Here is a 20,548-nt window from a genome sequence, read left to right on the forward strand (position 1 = left end):
ACCAATGCGTCCGCGCACGCGGCCCCTGACGTGAGGAGACAGCATGCCCATCCGTCCCCACCAGGTTCAAGCCGTGCCCAAGCCACTCGTTGAGGGCCTGGAGAAACTTCGCCAAGACCTCGACATCCCCGAGGACTTTTCGCCCGAGGTTCACGACGCCGCTCGCCACGCCGCGAGCAATCCTCGCTTTCCTGAGCTGGATCGAACCGATCTCGAGTTCGTGACCGTCGACCCCGAGGGGTCTCGGGACCTGGACCAGGCGGTGTTCATCGAGGCTACAGAGACGGGTTTCACCGTTTGGTACGCCATCGCGGATGTCGCTGCATTCGTGAACCCAGGGGACGCCATTGACGTGGAAGCCCATGTCCGCGGGCAGACCTTGTACGGACCTCATCAGCGCACTCCGCTGCATCCGCCGGAGCTCTCGGAAGACGCAGCGAGTTTGCTCGAGAACGAGACGCGCCCCGCGGTGCTGTGGCAGCTCACGTTGGATGCCACGGGGCATCAGACAGCCCGCACTGTCCAACGGGCCTTGGTCCGCAGCCGCGCACAGCTCACCTATCGCGAGGTGCAGGAGGCCCTCGATCACGGCACCGCCTCCGAATCGCTCCAACTTCTCAAGACCGTGGGGCAACTCCGTGAGCAGATCGAGCACGAGCGCGGCGGCGTGAGCCTGCAGATCCCCGAACAGGAGGTCGAAACCACCAACGGCGAGTGGCACATCGTGCATCGTTCCGCGCTGCCGGTCGAGGGGTGGAACGCTCAGATCTCGCTGCTCACCGGCATGGCCGCCGCGGAGATCATGCTCGAGGCCGGCGTTGGCTTGCTCCGCACCTTGCCACCCGCCGACAACGCCTCGTTGCGGAAACTTCGCGAAACCGCCAAGGCGCTGCGCATCGAGTGGCCGTCCGAGATGGACTACCCCGAGTTCGTGCGCACCCTGGACCCGGAACGCCCCGACCACGCTGCCATGCTGTACTCGTGCACCCTGCTGTTCCGCGGGGCTGGGTATTTGGGCTTCAACGGTGAAACCCCGGAGAACGCCCAACACGCAGCCCTGGCCACGCACTACGCGCACGTGACGGCCCCGCTGCGGCGGCTCGTCGATCGCTATGCGAGTGAAGTATGCCTGGCAGTGAGCGCAGGAGAACTGGTTCCCGAATGGGTCACGGCTGCCTTGCCGCAGTTGCCCAAGGAGATGGAGGCGTCCAACCGGAAGGCGTCCGCCTACGAGCGGGGCATCGTGAATATGGTGGAGACGTTCATGCTGTCCCCGCACGTGGGGCAGGAGTTCACGGGAACCGTGGTCGAGGTCGACGAGACCGGCGAGAAGGGACGGTTCATCATCAGGAAACCCGCGGTCGAGGCCGGCATCAAAGGCGTCGATTTACCGTTCGGCCAGGAGATTCGTGTGCGACTTGTTGCGGCCGAGACGGGAAACGGTCAATCGCGATTCGAACTCCTCCAACCCAGCGAATTGGCACCGTCGTCCAGCACCGGTTCATCAGGCGCAGCTAGTGTCGGAAGTACATCCACAACCGAAAGGTAGGCGCGAATGTCCGTCGTCAAGATCAATGCCATCGAGGTCCCGGAAGGTGCCGGCCCCGAACTCGAGAAGCGCTTCGCTGCGCGCAAGCATTCCGTGGATTCCGAGCCGGGCTTCGAAGGCTTCCAGCTGCTGCGCCCGGTGGCGGGGGACAACCGCTACTTCGTGGTGACCACGTGGGCCACCGAGGAAGACTTCGCGGCGTGGCGCGACGGTAACGCTCGTCAGGCTCACGCCGGTCAGGATCGCAAGCCCGTTGCCACCGGAGCCAGTCTGCTCGAGTTCGAGGTCGTCGAGCTCTAACCAACTGACGATGGAACCACTGCCCGCTGGCCCTGTAGAGGGTCAGCGGGCGGTGTTGAACCGGCCGCGGTAGTAGCTGGGCGCCAGGCCGTAGCGCAGGGTGAACGACCGCCGCAGATTCTCGTCGCTGCCGAAGCCCGCGAGCCGCGCCGTCTCCGTGACGGTGTGCCCGGCATCCAGCAGCGCCTTGGCCGAGTCCAGGCGCACGTGCTCTATGAATTTCGACGGCGTGAGGTTCAGTTCCGCTTTGAACAGCCTGGTCAGGTGGCGCTCGCTGACATTCACCAACGCGGCCAGCGATCCCACGGAGTGCTCGGCACCCGGGTCCGATGTCACGGCGTCGACGGCTTTCTTCAGGCCTGGCGTTGATGGGCTCGGCCAACGCAGGGCAGCCGAGAACTGGGATTGTCCACCCGCACGCTGCATGTAGACCACCAGGCCGCGAGACACGTTGCGCGCGAGTTCCTCGCCGTGATCAGCGTTGACCAGGGCCAGCGCCAGATCGATCCCGGAGGACACCCCTGCGCTCGTGAACACCGGACCGTCCTGGGTGTACAGGGCATCCGGGAGCACATTGATCTCCGGGTGCTCGCGAGCCAACCGATCGGTATGCAGCCAGTGGGTGGTCGCGCGCCGCTTGTTGAGCAGGCCCGCCTTGGCCAGCACGAACGCGCCCGTGCACACGCTCGCCACGCGATGGGAACGGTTGGCCAGTTCACGAGCCGTGGCGATCAACTCATCCGGTATCGGTTGATCCACCAGGCATTCGCCGCCGGCCACAATCAGCGTGTCGATCGGACCGCTGTCCATCGCTGCCGACGCCGCCTCGGTGACCAGCGGCGTACCCACCGTGGTCAGCACGTTGCCGCCGCGCGGTGAAACGTAGCTCAGTGAGTACTGTGCGCCGTGCAAATTCGCGTCCGCGAAGACCTCGGCGGGGCCGGTTACGTCCAGCATCTTGGCGCCGGGAAAAGCGAGGAAAACGACTCGGTGGTTGTGGGGCATGCACCCCAGTATGTCCGAATTTCAGGGATTGGTGGCTTCATGTCCATGGCTTCGTGGAGCAAAAGAAACCAGACTGATCAATGAACCTATCGAAAAGGAGCATCACCATGACTGACACCATTGCAGGCATTTCCGTTCCCGATACCAAGCTGACCCGTGAGGTCACCGAGTACATCCGTGACACCGAGAACGATCTGCTCTATCACCACTCCCGTCGCGTGTTTTTCTTCGGTGCGTTCCAGGGACAGGTGCGCAATCTGTCCGTGGATCACGAGCTGCTTTACGCGGGCGCCATGTTCCACGACATGGGTCTGACCGACGGTTACATGGACTCCAAGCTCCGCTTCGAGGTCGACGGCGCGAACGCTGTGAAGGAGTTCTTGCTGGATCACGGCACTTCCGCGCAGCGTGCCCATGACGCGTGGCTGGCCATTGCCCTGCACACCACCCCGGGCGTTCCTGAGTTCCTCTCTCCGGAGATCGCGCTGGTCAGCGCCGGAGTGGAAACCGATGTGCTCGGTATGCACTTGGATGACCTGTCCGACGAACAGCGCAACGCCGTGGTGGAAGCCCACCCCCGTCCGGACTTCAAGAACCGGATCCTCAATGCTTTCAATGACGGCAACGTGCACCGCCCGCACTCCACGTTCGGCAACATGAACGCGGATGTCCTGGAACATTTCAACCCGGACTTTAAGCGCGACAACTTCGTGGAGATCATCAAGAGCAACGACTGGAGCGAGTGATCTCTCGGGGCAGCGCCATTGCTGCGGCCTGATTGAGGCCGTCCACTTCATTGCGGAAGTGGACGGCCTCTTTCTCTCAAGGCCTCGCTACTTCAGCTGCTCCAGAGCCCCACGGATCCCCGCTACGTTCGCGGTCATGGAGTCCGCATCGAACGGCATGGTCAGGAACGTGCACTTGGCACCCAACGCGGACAGCTCGTTCAACTCATCGAAGCCCGTCTGAGACTGCGTCTCCACGTACTCACGTTCTTCGGCCACGTCCTGCGCATTGTCGAAGCGTTCGGTGGTCCCCGCCCATTTGTTGAGCTGGCGGCGCGAACGGTCCACACCGGCAATTGCGGAGGACAGGATCTCCGGAATTGCCTGCGTCAGTTCGCGGGCCTTGGCCACCCGCGACGCAGTTCGGTTGGCACCTTCCGTCAGAGCGTCACACAGCAGCGGAACCGCGGTGAATGCCTGCGTGGACTTGCCGTCCAGGAGCTCCAGGGCAAGTCGCCCGACCATCGAATTGTGCAGTCGCAGCAGGGCAATGTCCGCGCGCATCTCGTCGATCGCACCGGCCAACTCTGCCAGCTGATCCGGCAGATTCTCATATCCGGTCAGCGCGGTCGCCACACGGTCATCGATGACCTCGGCCAGGTGCCGCAGGGTTTCCTGCAGCGCAGCGGTCTCCTCCGAAGACGACGCCGCTGCGTCACCGGCCGAGTCCTGGGTTGGGTTCTCGGTTGCATCGGGCGCCAATTTGTCCGTGCCCGTGTGGACGGCATCGCGCAGGTCGCGGACGCGCTGAACGGTCGGAGCGACGTCGTCATGGGCGGCCCGCAGCCGCGCGACCAAGGCACCGTACTCTTCGAGTCGGGAGATCAGGCCCGTGACCTGGCCTTCGATGTTGCGCGTGATGTGAAGTAGCTGTCCTACCGCGCCGGTCGCATCGGGGCGGTCGGGGAGGAGCGAGGACTGCGCGCTGTGTTCCTGGACCTCGGCAATCAGCAGCTGAGCGCACAGATCCGCCACGCCGCTGAATCCCAAGGAACCAACGCGAGCGCCCAGGTCTTGGGCGCCCAAAACGGCTACCTGATGGCGTGAGTTGCCATCCCTGTGAGCCTTTTCGACATCCAAGGTGGCCTTGTACTGCTCGCACACCACGTCCCACAGATCCTGGCGAAGCGGCCGGGTACGCACCGAGAGGTAGGAATCGCCCACGGGAACCACGGTGGCGAACACGTCGTAGGTTGCGCCGTCGGCGGCCAGGTTGCGCACGTACGCGCAGAACTTGCGGCCCGCTTGGAGCTCGTCCCACATGAACTTGAACGCGGCCGCGGGCATTTCGGGGTGGCGCAAAATGTTGTGCGGCGCGCCCATAAGCTCATCCTCGCCGTAATGGCTGATACGCACGAACACATCGTTGGCGTTGGTGATCACGCCCTTGGCATCAGTGGTCGAGAAGAACATTTCCTCGATGCCGAATTCATGGCGCTCATCGGTGAGTTCCGGTCGCTTGGGCGCGTGCTCTGACATATCTCCCCCTGAGATGCGTTCGTCGCATGTAAAGACACCCCTGTGTGTCTTCTGTCTCAAGGTTACCGGTTAGGAACCGAGGCTTACTCGAGCGCCTCACCCAACTCCAGCCACCGCATCTCGAGCTCGTCCATCTGTTCCTGCAGCTCGGACTTCTGCGCGGCCAGCTTGCCCAGCCCCTCGAAATCGGAAGGGTCCGCGGAGGCCATGGTCTCGTCCAGAGCCTCGGCTTCCTTGTTGAGCTTCTGCAGTTTGCGTTCGACGGCGCCCAGTTCCTTCTGCGCGGCGCGCGCCTCGGAGCCGGAGAGCTTGGGCTCAGACGGCGAGGTCGCGGCGTCGTCGGACCCGGAACCCGAAGAAGTAGCCGCCATTGGGTTGGAGGCACCCGCAGAGCCAGCGGCCGATCCCGAATCGGACGAGGCCGAGAGCTTCAGGTATTCCTCCACCCCGCCGGGTAGGTGGCGGAACTGGCCGTTGATCACGGCGTACTGCTGGTCGGTCACGCGCTCCAGCAGGTACCGGTCGTGGGAGACCACCAGGAGCGTGCCGGGCCAGGTGTCCAGGAGGTCTTCCATGGCGGCGAGCATGTCCGTGTCCAGATCGTTGGAGGGTTCGTCGAGGATCAGCACGTTGGGCTCGTCCAGCAAGATCATGAGCAACTGCAGTCGTCGCTTCTGACCACCGGACAAATCCTTGACCGGAGTCTTGAGCTGGGCGGAGGTGAACCCCAGTCGCTCCAGAAGCTGGGTGGGGCTCATTTCCTTGCCCTCGGTCACGTAGCTGGTTTTCTTGTTGGCGACCACGTCCGAAACGCGGTCGTTGGCCACATCGTCGAGTTCGGCCAGCTGCTGCGTGAGCGTGGAGATCTTCACGGTCTTGCCGCGCTTGACCCGTCCCGAGGTGGGGGACACCGCGCCCGTCACCAGCCCTAAGAGCGTGGACTTGCCCGCGCCGTTGACGCCCAGGATGCCCGTGCGCTCGCCGGGAGCAATGAGCCAGGTGACGTCATTGAGTACCGTAGTTTCGCCGTTGGCACCGTCAAAGGACACGGAGACGTTCTCGATGTCCACCACGTCCTTGCCCAGCCGGGACACGGCCATGCGTGAGAGCGAGACCGAGTCACGGGGCGGGGGGACGTCGGAAATCAGTTGGTTGGCGGCGTCGATGCGGAATTTGGGCTTGGAGGTCCGGGCGGGAGCACCACGGCGCAGCCATGCAAGTTCTTTGCGCATGAGGTTCTGGCGCTTCTGCTCGACCACCGCTGCCTGACGATCGCGCTCCACACGCTGCAGCACGTAGGCCGCGTAACCACCCTCGAAGGGCTCGACCATGCGGTCGTGCACCTCCCAGGTGTCCGTGCACACGGCGTCTAGGAACCAGCGGTCGTGAGTCACGACCACCAGCGCACCAGAGTTCTTGGACCAGCGGTTATTGAGGTGCTTGGCCAGCCAGGTGATGCCGTCCACGTCCAGGTGGTTGGTGGGCTCGTCCAGGAAAATCACGTCCCAGTCCTGGGCCAACAGGCTTGCCAGGGCCACACGGCGTCGTTGACCGCCGGAGAGCTCGCTGATGTCGGTGTCCCAGTCAACGTCAGAGACCAGGCCGGAAATCACGTCCCGCACCTTGGCGTCCGAGGCCCACTCGTGGTCGGGGACATCGCCGACCACGGCGTGCCCCACCGTTTGATTCGGGTCCAGAGTGTCCGCCTGGTCCAGCATGCCCACGGTGGTTCCAGAGCGAACGGTCACGCGCCCGCTGTCTGGTTTGATACGGCCGGCGAGCAGGCGCATCAGCGTTGACTTGCCGTCGCCGTTGCGCCCGACAATGCCAATCCGGTCACCCTGATCGATGCCTATGGAGACCGCGTCGAAAACGGTCTTGGTCGGATACTCGAGGTGCAGATTCTCTCCGCCAATCAGATGTGCCACGCTGGCCAGGATACAAGCGACGGAGTCATCCGGGAGAAGTGTCAGATTGGCGTGGGAGACTTGACCCATGCAAGAGACTTACGTGACCGCCCCCGTGGCCGGGACGGTTTTGGACACACCCCAGGATCTGGCAGGCGCCGTCGAACATGTGCGCGAGCACCCGGGGCCCGTGGAAATAACGCTGGGCGCGGACCGCCCGGTAGGCCTGCACATGGGAAGTATGGTGCAGCGTCAATCAGGCGAACAGCTGCACAAGGCCGGTGCCGATCCGCTGATCCTGCGCGCACCGGTGTCCGTGGATGAGGACATGCCCGATGAAGGCGTGATTGCCGAGTCCGATTCCGCACTGGTCCTTGCCCACGGCGTGGGCGCGCGAGCGCTCGTGCTCGCATTGGGAGGAGTCACCCACCGTGGCCGGCAGCGGCAACGGCTGTATTCAATGGTTGCCGCGCTCGCGGAAGCCGCCTCGGCTCAGGACGTTCGCCTGCTCGTGCAGAACCACACCACCGTGGACGAGGTGGTCATGCTCCTGGTACTCCTGGATCGCGAATTCGATCAGGGCACCCTGGACGTGACCGAGCCCGAGGTCACCTCACTGGCATGGGACGTGTCGCGTTCTCGCGGCGCGGGTCAATCCGATTCCCAAGCGTGGGAGTTCGTGCAGCGCGCTGCCAAACGCGCTCCCGTGTTGGTACGTGGCCTGAAATCGGGGGAGACCCACCATCTCGCACAGGCGCTGCCTGGTTTCGAGGAAGCCATGGCCAACGGTCGCCTGGTGGCGGTAGAACACTGCTCCGGAACTCACTGAGGAACAAGTTCTTCACTGGTTGCCTTCTAGTTTTGGCTATCGGCGCGCTCGGGGTTCTCATTGCCGCGTTGACGCCGACCTCTCCGAGCTTCACGGTGACGTTCATTGTCGGAACCGTGCTCGCGGCCGTTCTTCTCGGCTCCATCATGTCCATTCAGAAATGGAAGAAATTTCCGTGGTTGCCACTATCGGGAATCGCCGTCGCCACCTTGGGATATCTGTTGGATGTTTTCGACGTCAGTGTCGCGGGGATGTTGATGTTCTCGCTCTTCTGCGTGTGGCAGGGCCACAAACTGGAACGCCGGGGAATGTCGGAAGCGCGTTCTCGCGTGTGATCGGAACCTTCGGATACCTGGCTCTTCGCGAGGGAGTCGAGCGTCTACGCACGGTCGAGTGGATGCTAAAGTAATTTCTCGTGCGTCACACGTGCGCACGAGAATGCGGTGCCCACAAGGCAACGCTCCGCCATGGTGTAATCGGCAGCACACCGGCCTTTGGAGCCGTGAGTCTAGGTTCGAGTCCTAGTGGCGGAACGCACGAACCACCCAGGTGCAGATGGGTTCCCCCACCTGACGAGCAACCACGAGGAGTTAGCTCAGTGAGCATCGTCGATACCGCGGCCGATCAGAACGCCGCGACCGCCGGGTCCAACCCCGCAGCAATCATCGTCCTGGCCGCAGGCAAGGGCACCCGCATGAAGTCCAAGACCCCCAAGATCTTGCATGAGATCGGGGGTCGTTCCATGGTCGGGCACGCTCTCAGGGTTGCGCGGGAACTGAACCCGGAACAGCTCGTGGCGGTTATCCGGCACCAGCGGGATCTCGTGGAAGCACACATCAACGAGCTGGACTCCAGCGTGCTGGTCGCGGATCAGTCAGATGTTCCCGGCACCGGTAGTGCCGTTGATGCTGGTCTGGAGGTTCTGGACCGTGAGGCTCCGGTATCCGGCACTGTGGTCGTAACCTACGGCGACGTTCCGCTGCTCACCGCGCAGACCCTGCAGGACTTTGTGGCCTATCACCGTGACAACGGCAATGCCGTGACGGTGCTGACCGCGGATCACCCCACTCCGGGCAAGTACGGCCGCATCCTGCGCGACGAAAATGGTCAGCTCGCGGAGATCAAAGAATTCAAGGACGCGACCGAGGAAGAACGCGCGGTCGTGGAGGTCAACTCCGGCATTTTCGCTTTCGACGCCGCCGTGTTGCGCGACTCCCTGGCCCAGGTGGACACCAATAACGCCCAGGCCGAGAAGTACCTCACGGACGTTCCCAAGCTGGCTCGCGCGGCGGGCCACCGCGTGGACGCCCTGAAGATGGCGGACTACATGGAGCTCGAGGGCGCCAACGATCGCGAGCAGCTCTCCGAGCTCGGCGCGTACCTCAACAAGCGCACTCTCAAGACGCACATGGCCAACGGGGTGACGGTTGTTGATCCGCGCACCACGTGGATCGACGACACCGTGGAGATCGAGCAGGACGTCACCATCCTGCCCGGCACCCAACTGCACGGTGCCACGCGAATCGCTGAGGACGCCGTCGTCGGCCCGGACACCACCCTGACCAACGTGACCGTGGGCAACGGCGCAACCGTGGTTCGTACCCACGGCAGTGACTCCGAACTGGGCGCGGGCGCCTCCGTGGGACCGTTCGCGTACCTGCGTCCGGGAACCGTTCTGGGCGCCAAGGGCAAGATCGGCACGTTCGTGGAGACCAAGAACTCGACCATCGGCGAAGGATCCAAGATCCCGCACCTCTCCTACGTGGGTGACGCGACGATCGGCGACCACTCGAACATCGGCGCGGCCTCCGTCTTCGTCAACTACGACGGCGTCAACAAGCACCGCACTGTGGTGGGCAACCACGTGCGCATGGGCTCGGACAACATGTACGTTGCGCCTGTGACCATTGGCGACGGCGCCTACTCCGGTGCCGGTACCACCGTCCGTAAGGATGTGCCCGCCGGTGCGCTCGCGCTCACTGAGGGAAACCAGGTCATCGTGGAAGGATGGGTGCAGAAGCACCGTCCCGGAACCGATGCGGCCAAGGCTGCGGAAGCGTCCAACGGCTCCTAAGATCCTGACCGCGCATCCCAGGTCCACATCGGGCACGAGACACGCGACCAGCGCTCCACCAAGCATTTCGAGGAAAGCGAGTTCACATGACCGGAATTACGAATACAGGGTCGAACCGCATGGTTCTGCTCTCGGGTCGTGCACATCCGCAGCTGGCGCAGGACATCGCGCGCGAATTGGGCACCGAGCTGGTCCCCACCGACGCGTACGACTTTGCCAACGGCGAGACCTACGTGCGATTCGGCGAGTCGGTGCGAGGTGCGGATGCGTTCCTCATCCAGGCCCACCCTGCGCCCATCAACCAGTGGATCATGGAACAGCTGATCATGCTTGACTCGCTCAAGCGAGCGTCGGCAAAGTCCATCACCGTGGTCAGCCCGTTCTACCCCTATGCCCGTCAGGACAAGAAGCACCGCGGCCGCGAGCCCATCTCGGCCCGCCTGCTGGCTGACCTGTACAGGACCGCCGGCGCTGACCGTCTGATGTCCGTGGATCTGCACACCGCGCAGATTCAGGGCTTCTTCGACGGACCCGTGGACCACCTCATGGCCATTCCGCTGTTGAGCGACTACGTGCGCTCCGTGGTGGACGAGTCCAACGTGACCGTGGTGTCCCCGGACACCGGCCGTGTACGCGTGGCTGAGCAGTGGGCCGAGCGCCTGGGCGGTGCCCCGCTGGCGTTCGTGCACAAGACCCGCGACATCAATGTCCCCAACCAGGCTGAATCCAAGCAGGTTGTGGGCGATATCGATGGGCGCACCTGCGTGCTCATCGACGACATGATCGACACCGGCGGAACCATCTCCGGCGCCGTGAAGGTGTTGCGGGACAACGGCGCCAAGGATGTCATTATTGCCGCCACCCACGCCGTGTTCTCCGACCCCGCCGTGGAGCGGCTGGCCAACTGCGGTGCCATGAAGGTTGTCGTGACCGACACCCTCCCGGTTCCGGAGGAACACCAGTTCGAGAACCTGGAAGTCATTTCGATCGCACCGTTGATCGCGCGTGCCATCCAGGAAGTCTTCGAGGACGGTTCGGTGACCAGCCTGTTCAACGGTCGCTCCTGAACACTTGAACCGGGGTCCGGTTCCCCTGAACCGCCCCATGAAAAAGCCACCCGCCAGAATCTGGCGGGTGGCTTTTTGATCGCTTGCGTACGGACCTCTTAGCGAGTGGTCCACACGCGGTTGGTTACGGAGGACCAACGCACGGTGTAGCCCTTGGAGAAGCGCTGGTGCACTTCGTTGCCCACGCGGTACTCGTCAGTCACGGGGAAGCCATATCCGCGCTCATAGCCGCGCTGGCTCCAGTGCTTGCCGATAGCCCCGTACTCCTTGATGGTCCTGGAACCGGTGGCCGGGCTCCACATGACCTTGTGAGTGCGACCGGCGGTCGTGGTGAAGCTCTGGTAGGCACCACCGGAGATCGAACGCTCCTCGATGCTCGGGAACCCGAGTCCGCGTTCGCGGCCGCTCTGGATGAACTTGTTGCCGATGCTCGAAGTGTTGCGCACCATGTGCGCGCCGGTGCGGGGGTGCCAGTACGCGGTGGCCTTAACACCGTTGCGCAGGAACTCCTGGTATCGACCGCCAGAAGCTGCCGCGCGTTCAGGGGTCACGGGCTGGCCCCACTTGGCTGCGCCTCCGGTGGCACGGTAGATGGAACCGATGCCGCCTTTGACCGTGTAGGACTGGCTGCCGGCGTTGGTGCTCGGAGCACGTCCGCCCAGGGGCTTGTAATTGCGATTACTGGCCATGGATTGAAGCTGTGCCCAGGAACCGCGGTATTGGTTGGAATCACCGGAGAACGGGCCGGAGGCCGAGAACTGCCAGATGTCGTACGTGGACCAGCCATTGGGCATGGTGCCCGCGCTGGTGGTGTTGTAAGCAGCAATGTGAAGCGGGTGAGTGTTGAACTGGGCGGTGTTACCCGTGCAGGTCCGCCACCAATCAGTGGTCGTATAGATCGCGGGCAAGCGCCCGGTGCGCTGCTTATAACGGTCCGAGAAGGACTTGATCCACGAGTTCATCTGAGGCTGGGACATGTTGTAGCACGTATTGCCCAGGCTCGAGTAGGGGTTGTACTCGATGTCCAACAGCCCGGGCAGGGTCTTGCCGTCCGCGGACCAGCCACCACCGTTGTTCACGAAGTAGTCGGCCTGAGCCGCCCCGGAGGACACACTGGGCAACGCGAAATGGTACGCGCCGCGGATCATGCCCACGTTGTACGAACCGCGGTACTGCGATGCGAACGAGGGGGACTTGTACCCGGTTCCCTCAGTGGCCTTCACGTATGCGAAGCGCGCGCCCTTGGAGTACTCGGCGCTCCAGTTCACGGTGGGCTGCCAACCGGAGACGTCCATGCCCATGATGCCCGCGGGGCGCCATGTGTTGGCCTGGATCATCAGAGACATCGAACCGGCCGGGCCCACAGTCTGGGTGCTGGACGGATCGGCCTCCGCGCTTTCCCTGGTTTCCGGGGTCACGGCCCCGACCGAAGCCGACGCCGCCGGCGCGGGCTTGATGTCGAGTTCCTTCTCGACCTCCTCGAGTTCAGCTTCTGACTCGGGGGAGAGGTTGGTGGTTTCTTCAATTGACTTCATGCGCTGACCCATGGTCGCGCCGGGATTCTTGTCTCCGGTTTTGGGTGGTGCGCTGGGGAGTTTGGGATCTTCGACGACCGTTTCAAGTTCCTCGGTCTCAACCGAAACCACGTTTCCGCGATCGGGGTCGAGATTCTCTGAAGGAGTTTCCGCGGCAACTGCCGGAATGAATGAGGTGAACGTCAGAATGGCGGCCGTAACGGCAGCGGGCAGGGCTGTCTTACTGGGGGAGATCACACGAATGGCCTAACTGGGGGATGGTGCGCGGGGGCGCTCGGGCAAAGGGGGGCATAAGGATTCTAGACAACTTTCAGGAATTTAACGGGATTAATCATGGGGACCCGGTCACGAGAGCATTTCGAGGCAGCAAACTTTCGATTTCGGACATAGACAATTCTCTTGGGCTTAACTGGCGTTGCCCGTCACCTCGTGAGAGATGACGGGCAACGCCAGCGGTCAATGAATGCGGTGGGCGAGGTATCAGTTCAAGGTCAGTAGGCGCCGTCGGAGGCGAAAACCGCCTTGAAAGTGCGCAGCAGAATGATCATGTCCTGAACCGGGGACCAGTTTTCAACGTAGTAGAGGTCCAACCGGACCGATTGTTCCCAATCCAGGTCGGAGCGACCAGAGACCTGCCACAGGCCGGTGATTCCCGGACGTACCCGAAGCCGGCGGTAGACGTGTTTCTCGTACTGGTCCACCTCTGAGGCCAGGGGCGGGCGTGGGCCCACCAGTGACATGGAACCACCCAGGACATTGAGGAACTGGGGGAGCTCATCCAGGCTGTAACGCCGCATCCACTTTCCCGGACGGGTGACGCGCGGATCGTCCTTCATCTTGAACAGAACTCCTCCCTCTGACTCGTTCGCTGCGAGCAACGCGGCTTTTCTCTCCTCGGCATCCGTGTACATGGAGCGGAACTTGAGCATCTTGAACCGAGTGCCGTCGATACCCACGCGCTCTTGGGCGAAGAATGCGGGACCGCCGTCGTGCATCTTGACGATCAGACCGAGCACGAGCAGCACCGGCGACAGAATCAGCAATGTACACGAGGCTCCCACAATGTCGATGCCGCGCTTGATCATCTTCTTGGAGCGAGTGAAGCGTGGTGTGGCCACGTGAATGAGCGGGAGGCCGGCCAACTGTTGAGTGTGGATACGGGGGCCTGCTACGTCCGTCAGGCCGGTGTTCATGACCAGCCGGATGTGCTCGTCCGCCAAAGCCCAACCGAGGTGTCGGATCTCGCGGGTGCTCAGCGGTACCGAGGCGGTCATGACCAAGGTCTCGATGCGGTTCTCGCAGCAAGCCTGCACGATACCGGCCACGCTGGGGCGCACGCCTTCCTCCAACGTGTTGACGGGAAGCTCCACGTGCGTCAGGTCTTCAGGCAGCTCTCGCCGGGAGCGCGGCATGTACACGGCCACCGGTTTGAAGCCGGCGTCAGGGCGGCGCTGCAGTTGATCCACCATCTCTATCGCGCCCGAGAAGCGGCCGATGACCATGGTGCGGGACATTGCCTGCCCCTTGAACCGCCGCTGCATGAGGTTGTGTCGTGCTACGAATCGGCCACTGATCAAAGTGAGCAGGCCGACCGGGAGGGCTGTGAGGACGTAACCACGCGCCGTCGGGATGTCGAAGGCGTAAGAGACGATGGCAATGGCGCCGAAAAGGACCAGGGTGGAGGTCACCACCTGCTTGGTCTCCTCAACCCCGTTACCGATGAGTCGCACACCGCGGGTGCCGTGCAGTTCCAGCCAGGACCACCAACCCAGTCCGAGAATGACACCGACCAGCCAATACGGAACGGGAATTGATTCGAGCGGGAGAAAACCATCGCCTAAACCGAAGCGGATCAATTGACTCAGCGCCAATGCCAGTGCCAACGCCAAGGCATCGGATATCCGCAGAGTCTGCTGGTATTTCTCACGCCACATCGCTTGCGTGTGGCGCACTGTTGGCTCCTTGAACATGATCGTCGTTCCCTCCCCCTAAAACGGTCGACGAGAGTGCATGATGTTCCGCACCACGTCTGCGCGACCGTGAATGTGAGGCGGCCGCACCTTGGAATCTCCCCCGAGATTCATGCTCCCCACGATAGCGTGATTTTTGCTCATTCGGCCCCTGTCCGGGGCAAATAAGTACATAACGGGGGACGAGCCTGTGAGCGGTTCGGGGGATAAGTGCTCGTGGTATTCTGTCCAGGTTGCCAAGGCGAGGGGGCGGCTATTTTGCTGCCCCGTTATCGACGACGGCTGGTGGGATCGTGAACTCCCGTGACATGGCGGATCGGGAGTGCCATGCGGTACCGCACCACGTCGGTTTGCTGACCGGTTCAACGAATGGTGCGAGTACCTTTCGGCGGTCAGTGTGGTGACGAACCGATACCCCACAATCGAAGGAGTTCCACCATGGTGGATATCATCAACATTCCCGGTACGCTGCGCACCGAGTTCGGCAAGGGCTACGCCCGCCGCGTGCGTCAGAACGACCAGATCCCCGCAGTGATCTACGGCCACGGTGCCGAGCCCCTGCACGTGATTCTCCCCGGCCACGAAATGATGCTGGCCTCCCGTAACTCCAACGCTGTGCTCGAAATCAACGTTGACGGTGACGGCCACCTGGCCATGATCAAGGAAGTTCAGCGTCACGCTGTGCGTCCCGAGATCCTCCACATCGACCTGCTGACCGTCCGCCGCGGCGAGCGCGTCGAGGTTGAGATCCCCGTGCACATCGAAGGTGAGGTCGCTCCGACCGCCGTGCACAACGTGGAAGAAAACGTTCTGGTCATCGAGGCGGACGCACTCAAGGTTCCCGAGTCCGTTGTGGTCAGCATCGAGGGCCTCGAGCCCGGCGAGCACGTCTACGCCAAGGACATCACCCTGCCCAGCGGCATCACCCTTGTTTCCGAGGATGAGCTGCTCGTGGTCAACGTCTCCGAGCCCGTCCAGCAGGACCTGGGCGAGGAGCCGGAAGAGGGCGAAGAGGCTGCCGAGGGTGCGGAATCCTCTGAAGAGGCTCCCGCCGAGGACGCAGAGTAAGTATTTCCTTGACGGCGCTGACTTGTTGGTCCGCGCAGTGAAGTGATTGAACACGGCGGTAGGTACCCACGGGTGCTTGCCGCCGTGTTTCTTTGAACGCGGATCCACAGTGCGCCGCATGGGAACGGCGATCGTGCCCGGTGGAATGAGCGTTGTGGTGAGACATCTGAGGGCAGCACGGGAATGCTGCGGATAACTGAAGGAGGCGCCTCGTGGCTGATCGCACATTGGTGGTGGGGCTGGGAAACCCCGGTGACCGTTATGCGGGGACACGACACAACGTGGGTGCCATGGTGTTGGCCGAACTGGCTCACCGCGCGGGCGCCAAACTGTCCGCTCACAAATCCCGCGCGGCAGTGGCGGAAACGCGGATGAGCCCCGGGGCGCCTCGCCTCGTCTTGGCTCAGCCCATGAGCTATATGAACACTTCCGGTGGTCCGGTGTCCTCTCTGCTCAAGTACTACGACCTGGAGCTGGATAATCTGGTGGTCGTCCACGATGAGATCGACCTTCCCTACGGTGCGGTCAAGCTCAAGCGCGGCGGGGGAGAAGGTGGCCATAACGGGCTGCGGGACATTACCAAGGCGTTGGGGACCAAGGACTACGTCCGAGTGCGCGTGGGTGTCGGCCGCCCGCCGGGACGCATGGACACCGCGGACTACGTGCTCAAGCGCTTCTCCGGAATGGAGTCCAAGGAGCTGCCCCTGCTGATCAGTGACGCTGCTGACGCAGTGGAGATGTTGACGGAGAAGGGCCTGGTCGACACCCAGCAGCATTTCCACGCGAAGTTGTCCTGACGCCAGAACCGCCAGAACCGCTAGAACTGCCAGATCCACCGGATCAGCCGGGTAGATCTCCACCCCCGGCAAATACAACGCGGCGGGACAACTCCGCAGAATCAGCGGGCTCAACCTGGCGTAACGATCATTAGTCACCGCCCACGCGCGCGACTACGGTGGAGACGGCCGGTTCGTTAGCCAATGAGCGAGAGCTCGTGAGAAGGAGTTATGACCACTACCCCGCTGGACAATGAGCAGGTCCTGCACCTGAAGCAGGATTTTCCGCTGCTCACCGAAACGCAGGTGGCGGGTCACCCGCTGGTCTACCTGGACACCGGCGCCACCTCGCAGGTACCGCTGGCGGTCGCCGATGCCGAACGCGACTTCACGTTGCGTCACCGCGCGGCCGTACACCGCGGGGCTCATACGCTGGCCGTGGAGGCCACGGACCTCTTCGAAGATGCCCGTAGCACGGTGTCGCGGTTTGTCGGTGCCGACCCTTATTCATTGGTGTGGACCTCCAACGCCACCGAGGGCCTCAACTTGCTGAGCTACGCGATGTCCAACGCGACCGCGGGTTCCAACGGGGCCGAACACTCTGAGCGCTTCAGGGTAGGCCCCGGTGACGAGATCGTCACCACCCAGGCCGAGCATCACGCCAACTTGATCCCGTGGCAAGAACTTGCGGCACGAACCGGTGCGACCCTGCGCGTGGTCCCGGTGGACGAGCGGGGCCTGATCTCCCCGGAAGCCGTTGCCAACGTCCTCTCGGACCGAACCAGGCTCGTGGCGTTCACCCACGTTTCCAACGTGACCGGGGCAATCACCGATGTGCCCGCCATCGTGGCTCAGGCGCAGAAGGTCGGCGCGCTCACGGTGCTGGACGCGTGTCAGTCCGTGCCCCACATGCCCATTGACTTCCCGGCGCTCGGCGTGGACTTCGCTGTGTTCTCTGCCCACAAGATGCTGGGCCCCACGGGCATCGGCGCCCTTTACGGACGTCGTGAGCTGCTCAATGCGCTGCCCACGTTCCTCACGGGCGGTTCCATGATCACCAAGGTCACCACGGAGCACGCCCAGTACCTCGATTCGCCGGTCCGTTTCGAGGCGGGCACCCAACGCATCAGCCAGGCCGTGGCATGGGCCCAGGCAGTCCGCTACCTCGAGAAGATCGGTATGGATCGGACCGAGGCCTGGGAGGCCGAGCTTGGCGCCAGATTGGCCCGTGGCGTCGCAGACATCGATGGTGTCCGTCTCCTCGGGCCCGAGCCGGGAGTTGAACGCGTGGGCTTGGTCAGCATTGACGTGGCTGGAGTGCATGCTCACGATGTGGGGCAGCTTCTGGACGTGGCAGGCATCGCCGTACGCGTGGGGCACCACTGCGCCCAACCGTTGCACCGCGAGTTGGGCCTCACGGCCAGCACGCGCGCGAGCTCCTATTTGTACAACACCACCGACGACGTCGATCGCTTCCTTGACGAGCTCTCGCGCGTTCGCGGTTACTTCCGGGCGGAGGGCGCATGAGCGCAGAGCTGGACCAGCTGTACCAAACGATCATCCTGGAACATTCCCACAAGCGCAGCGGGGAAACCGAGCAGGATGTTTCCTCAGCCGGTGACCACAGTGGGGTATCCCACCAGTACAACCCCACGTGCGGTGACGAGATCACGGTGCGCGTGGCAGTGACTACGAGCGAGAACCCGACCGTGGAGTCCGTGGAATGGAACGGTGAAGGGTGCTCAATCTCCATGGCGGCGGCGTCGGTTCTGTCCGAAATGGCGCCCGGCATGAGTCTTCCCGAGTTGGAGGCCATGATTGAGCACTTCCGTGAGATGCTCCGATCCCGTGGGCAGGTAGCTCCGGATGAGGAAATCCTGGGAGATGCCGCTGCTTTCGCGGGGGTCTCAAAATTCGTGGCGCGCGTGAAGTGCGCAATGCTCAGCTGGGTGGCCCTGGAGGATGCGGTGAACCAGGCGGCGTCGAAGGCTCAGACGAGCTGACTGGACCGAGGGTCGAGACCCTCTCCACGACCCGAGAATGAAGAACGGCCGGTGAAAACCCTTGAGGTTCTGACCGGCCGTTCTTCCGTGTTGCCACCCGCCCACGAGGGGCGGGACGACTAGTCGTCGTAGACGTCCGGGTCCACGCCGTGAGCGCGAACCTTCTTGTACTTGGCGTTGCGGGCCAGCAGGATGCCGCCACCGATAACCGCCGCGAGCATGGAACCGAACAGGATGCCCACCTTGGCATGATCGTTGTGGGGGCTGCCAATGCCGAAGCTCAGCTCGGCCACGAGCAGGGACACCGTGAATCCGATACCGGCCACGAAGGACATGCCGAACAGATCGAACCAGGTGTAGTCCTTGTCCTTGACCGCCGGACTGAACCGGTCCATGAGCCATGCAGCGCCGAAAATACCCACGGGCTTACCGATGAGCAGGCCAGCAACGATCCCCAGGGCCACGGGATCTGCGGCCGCAGATTTGATGCCGTCGATGCCTCCCACGGCCACACCGGCGGAGAAGAACGCGAAGATCGGAATGACCAGACCGTTGGACAGCGGACGGAAACGGTGCTCAAGGGCTGGAGCCAGGCCCATCTCGGGGTCCTCGTGACGGATCACGTGAGGCGTGGTCTTCATGACGGGGACCATGAAGCCCAGCAGCACACCGGCGATCGTGGCGTGCACGCCGGCCTCGTACACGAACCACCAGGTGGCCACACCAATGGGCAGCAGAATGACCCAAGCGGCCCAGTGCTTGGCCATGAACCAGTTGGCGTACTTGTGGGTGAGCACCCAGTAGATGAGGAGCAGGATCGCGGCACCGCCCAGGAACAGGACGCGCACGGACTCCGTGTACACGAACGCGATAATGAGGATCGCGATCAGATCGTCCACCACGGCCAGGGTCAGCAAGAAGGTGCGCATGGCGGTGGGCAGCGCCGAACCCACGACTGCCAGGACAGAGACGGCAAAGGCGATGTCGGTTGCCGTGGGAATGGCCCAGCCATGCATGGCTGTGGACTCGGCACCGGCGGCGATGTTGATACCCAGATAAATCAACGCGGGTGCGATGACTCCACCAACGGCGGCCACCACCGGCAGCATGGCCTTGCGGATATTGCGGAGCTCACCATTGACGAATTCGGTCTTGAGCTCGAGGCCCGTGAGGAAGAAGAACACCGCCAACAGCCCATCGGCAGCCCACTCGCCCACGGTGTGATCGAAGCCGGGAACACCGATGCCCACGTGGGCGTCACGCACGCCGAAATAGAAGTCACCCAGCGGTGAATTGGCGATGACCAGAGCTGCCACCATGGCGATCAGCAGCAGCAAACCGCCGGTGGTGTCACGGCGCAGAAACGATCCCACACTGCCCGCCCGTGACGGGTTATTCATGGCCACATTCAATGCCAAACTCCTATCGATCTGCGAATGTCTTGGGTCATCATATAGTCTCACCAACTAAGCACCGGGGGCCGCATGAGCGACCCCCGGTGCTTATACCGTGCTTTGGCGATCAGTGCTTGGCGATCCAGGATTCGGCCGCGCGCGCCTGCAGGGTCAGTGCCTTACCGATGTAGGGCTCGGCTGCGGCAGCGATCTTCTTACCGACCAGCGGAATGTTGGCGACCACGTCACCGACAACGTCGATCACGGTCTCTTCACCGGCGGGCTTCAGTGTCTGAGTGGCGTTGGCACCCACGGGCAGCCCGTGCGCCTTGATCTCGGTGCGGACCGTGCGGGAACCGTCCGCCGCCGGGGCGTCATAGGTGTCCACCTGGTTGAGCTTGACGGCACCCTTGACGAACTTCTTGACCATGTCGGGCAGCTTGTCCGGAGACATGGTGCGCACGGTGGTCACGGTGAAAGCCGTGTTGACGTCACCGGAAACCTCGAAAGACTCGAGCTGTGTACCAGCGCGGTCGCTCACGTGACGAACGAATGCCTCGTCGACGAAGGTCGTGAGCACGGTCTCCAACGGAGCCTTGACAGTAGTGGAGGCGTTGACAGACATGGTTCTCCTCGAAATTGATGAACGCGAGATGCGTTGTGGCCAGCGCAACTATCCTAGGCCCATCACTGACTCGGTCGCCTGGGAGAACGGGGAGTTGGGCTGTCCGCTAAAGAGGCTCTTCAGAGTTGAGTGTGGGGTGAGGCGTCGAGTCCACCGGTGATGAGGAGCATGCGGAGGCGGTA

General features: G+C 63.0%; 18 protein-coding genes and 1 tRNA gene. 12 read left to right on the forward strand and 7 right to left on the reverse strand.

Annotated elements, in window-relative coordinates; genetic code table 11:
- Nucleotides 1-43: 43 nt before the first annotated feature.
- Complete coding sequence (locus ABD283_RS09195; protein WP_344224691.1) at nucleotides 44-1,549, forward strand: RNB domain-containing ribonuclease; 1,506 nt, start codon at nucleotides 44-46, stop codon at nucleotides 1,547-1,549.
- Between the two features lie 6 nt (nucleotides 1,550-1,555).
- A complete protein-coding gene (locus ABD283_RS09200; protein ID WP_344224692.1) occupies nucleotides 1,556-1,849 on the forward strand; it encodes an antibiotic biosynthesis monooxygenase family protein in 294 nt (97 codons plus the stop codon).
- Between the two features lie 42 nt (nucleotides 1,850-1,891).
- Here ABD283_RS09200 and ABD283_RS09205 read toward each other — a convergent pair whose 3' ends face one another.
- Nucleotides 1,892-2,854 carry a GlxA family transcriptional regulator gene (locus ABD283_RS09205; protein WP_344224693.1) on the reverse strand — a complete coding sequence of 321 codons (963 nt, stop codon included), beginning with the start codon at nucleotides 2,852-2,854 and terminating at the stop codon, nucleotides 1,892-1,894.
- Nucleotides 2,855-2,961: 107 nt separating this feature from the next.
- On the opposite strand from ABD283_RS09205, the gene ABD283_RS09210 reads away from it, so the two are divergent.
- Nucleotides 2,962-3,600, forward strand: a complete 639-nt coding sequence (locus ABD283_RS09210) for an HD domain-containing protein (RefSeq protein ID WP_344224694.1) — start codon at nucleotides 2,962-2,964, stop codon at nucleotides 3,598-3,600.
- A gap of 87 nt (nucleotides 3,601-3,687) precedes the next feature.
- Here ABD283_RS09210 and ABD283_RS09215 read toward each other — a convergent pair whose 3' ends face one another.
- Together ABD283_RS09215 and ABD283_RS09220 are read right to left on the reverse strand one after the other, a co-directional pair.
- Nucleotides 3,688-5,118, reverse strand: coding sequence for a PAS domain-containing protein (locus ABD283_RS09215; protein ID WP_344224695.1), 1,431 nt, complete (start codon nucleotides 5,116-5,118; stop codon nucleotides 3,688-3,690).
- Nucleotides 5,119-5,201: 83 nt separating this feature from the next.
- Nucleotides 5,202-7,046 carry an ABC-F family ATP-binding cassette domain-containing protein gene (locus tag ABD283_RS09220; RefSeq protein WP_344224696.1) on the reverse strand — a complete coding sequence of 615 codons (1,845 nt, stop codon included), beginning with the start codon at nucleotides 7,044-7,046 and terminating at the stop codon, nucleotides 5,202-5,204.
- 67 nt (nucleotides 7,047-7,113) lie between these two features.
- On the opposite strand from ABD283_RS09220, the gene ABD283_RS09225 reads away from it, so the two are divergent.
- From ABD283_RS09225 to ABD283_RS09245, 5 genes are all read left to right on the forward strand, one after another.
- Entirely contained in the window at nucleotides 7,114-7,854 is a 741-nt protein-coding gene (locus ABD283_RS09225; protein WP_344224697.1) for a hypothetical protein, read from the forward strand.
- 32 nt (nucleotides 7,855-7,886) lie between these two features.
- On the forward strand, nucleotides 7,887-8,189 hold the full coding sequence (locus tag ABD283_RS09230; protein WP_344224698.1) for a hypothetical protein: 303 nt from the start codon (nucleotides 7,887-7,889) through the stop codon (nucleotides 8,187-8,189).
- 126 nt (nucleotides 8,190-8,315) lie between these two features.
- A tRNA-Gln gene (locus ABD283_RS09235) sits at nucleotides 8,316-8,387 on the forward strand.
- Nucleotides 8,388-8,452: 65 nt separating this feature from the next.
- Nucleotides 8,453-9,928, forward strand: coding sequence for a bifunctional UDP-N-acetylglucosamine diphosphorylase/glucosamine-1-phosphate N-acetyltransferase GlmU (glmU, locus tag ABD283_RS09240; protein WP_344224699.1), 1,476 nt, complete (start codon nucleotides 8,453-8,455; stop codon nucleotides 9,926-9,928).
- A gap of 86 nt (nucleotides 9,929-10,014) precedes the next feature.
- Nucleotides 10,015-10,995 (forward strand): ribose-phosphate diphosphokinase, encoded by a 981-nt coding sequence (locus ABD283_RS09245; RefSeq protein ID WP_344224700.1) that lies wholly within the window; start codon nucleotides 10,015-10,017, stop codon nucleotides 10,993-10,995.
- A 98-nt stretch (nucleotides 10,996-11,093) separates the two neighbouring features.
- Here the strand turns inward: ABD283_RS09245 and ABD283_RS09250 are convergent, their stop codons facing one another.
- Together ABD283_RS09250 and ABD283_RS09255 are read right to left on the reverse strand one after the other, a co-directional pair.
- A complete protein-coding gene (locus ABD283_RS09250) occupies nucleotides 11,094-12,767 on the reverse strand; it encodes a GH25 family lysozyme (RefSeq protein ID WP_344224701.1) in 1,674 nt (557 codons plus the stop codon).
- Nucleotides 12,768-13,021: 254 nt separating this feature from the next.
- The gene (locus ABD283_RS09255) at nucleotides 13,022-14,482 is read right to left on the reverse strand and encodes a sugar transferase (RefSeq protein ID WP_344224702.1); all 1,461 of its coding nucleotides are present in this window, start codon (nucleotides 14,480-14,482) and stop codon (nucleotides 13,022-13,024) included.
- A gap of 456 nt (nucleotides 14,483-14,938) precedes the next feature.
- On the opposite strand from ABD283_RS09255, the gene ABD283_RS09260 reads away from it, so the two are divergent.
- The 4 genes from ABD283_RS09260 (at nucleotide 14,939) to sufU (ending at nucleotide 18,347) form a co-directional block, all read left to right on the forward strand.
- Nucleotides 14,939-15,568, forward strand: coding sequence for a 50S ribosomal protein L25/general stress protein Ctc (locus tag ABD283_RS09260; RefSeq protein ID WP_344224703.1), 630 nt, complete (start codon nucleotides 14,939-14,941; stop codon nucleotides 15,566-15,568).
- 212 nt (nucleotides 15,569-15,780) lie between these two features.
- Nucleotides 15,781-16,365, forward strand: a complete 585-nt coding sequence (gene pth, locus ABD283_RS09265) for an aminoacyl-tRNA hydrolase (protein WP_344224704.1) — start codon at nucleotides 15,781-15,783, stop codon at nucleotides 16,363-16,365.
- 210 nt (nucleotides 16,366-16,575) lie between these two features.
- On the forward strand, nucleotides 16,576-17,871 hold the full coding sequence (locus tag ABD283_RS09270) for an aminotransferase class V-fold PLP-dependent enzyme (RefSeq protein ID WP_344224705.1): 1,296 nt from the start codon (nucleotides 16,576-16,578) through the stop codon (nucleotides 17,869-17,871).
- Entirely contained in the window at nucleotides 17,868-18,347 is a 480-nt protein-coding gene (gene sufU, locus ABD283_RS09275; protein WP_344224706.1) for a Fe-S cluster assembly sulfur transfer protein SufU, read from the forward strand. Before ABD283_RS09270 ends, sufU begins: the two co-directional genes overlap by 4 nt.
- A 119-nt stretch (nucleotides 18,348-18,466) precedes the next feature.
- Here the strand turns inward: sufU and nhaA are convergent, their stop codons facing one another.
- Together nhaA and ABD283_RS09285 are read right to left on the reverse strand one after the other, a co-directional pair.
- Nucleotides 18,467-19,747, reverse strand: a complete 1,281-nt coding sequence (gene nhaA, locus ABD283_RS09280; RefSeq protein ID WP_344224707.1) for a Na+/H+ antiporter NhaA — start codon at nucleotides 19,745-19,747, stop codon at nucleotides 18,467-18,469.
- A 121-nt stretch (nucleotides 19,748-19,868) separates the two neighbouring features.
- Nucleotides 19,869-20,366, reverse strand: coding sequence for a DUF2505 domain-containing protein (locus ABD283_RS09285; protein ID WP_344224708.1), 498 nt, complete (start codon nucleotides 20,364-20,366; stop codon nucleotides 19,869-19,871).
- Nucleotides 20,367-20,548 lie beyond the last annotated feature (182 nt).

The sequence above is a fragment of the Kocuria atrinae genome (assembly GCF_039531425.1).
GTDB lineage: Bacteria > Actinomycetota > Actinomycetes > Actinomycetales > Micrococcaceae > Kocuria > Kocuria atrinae.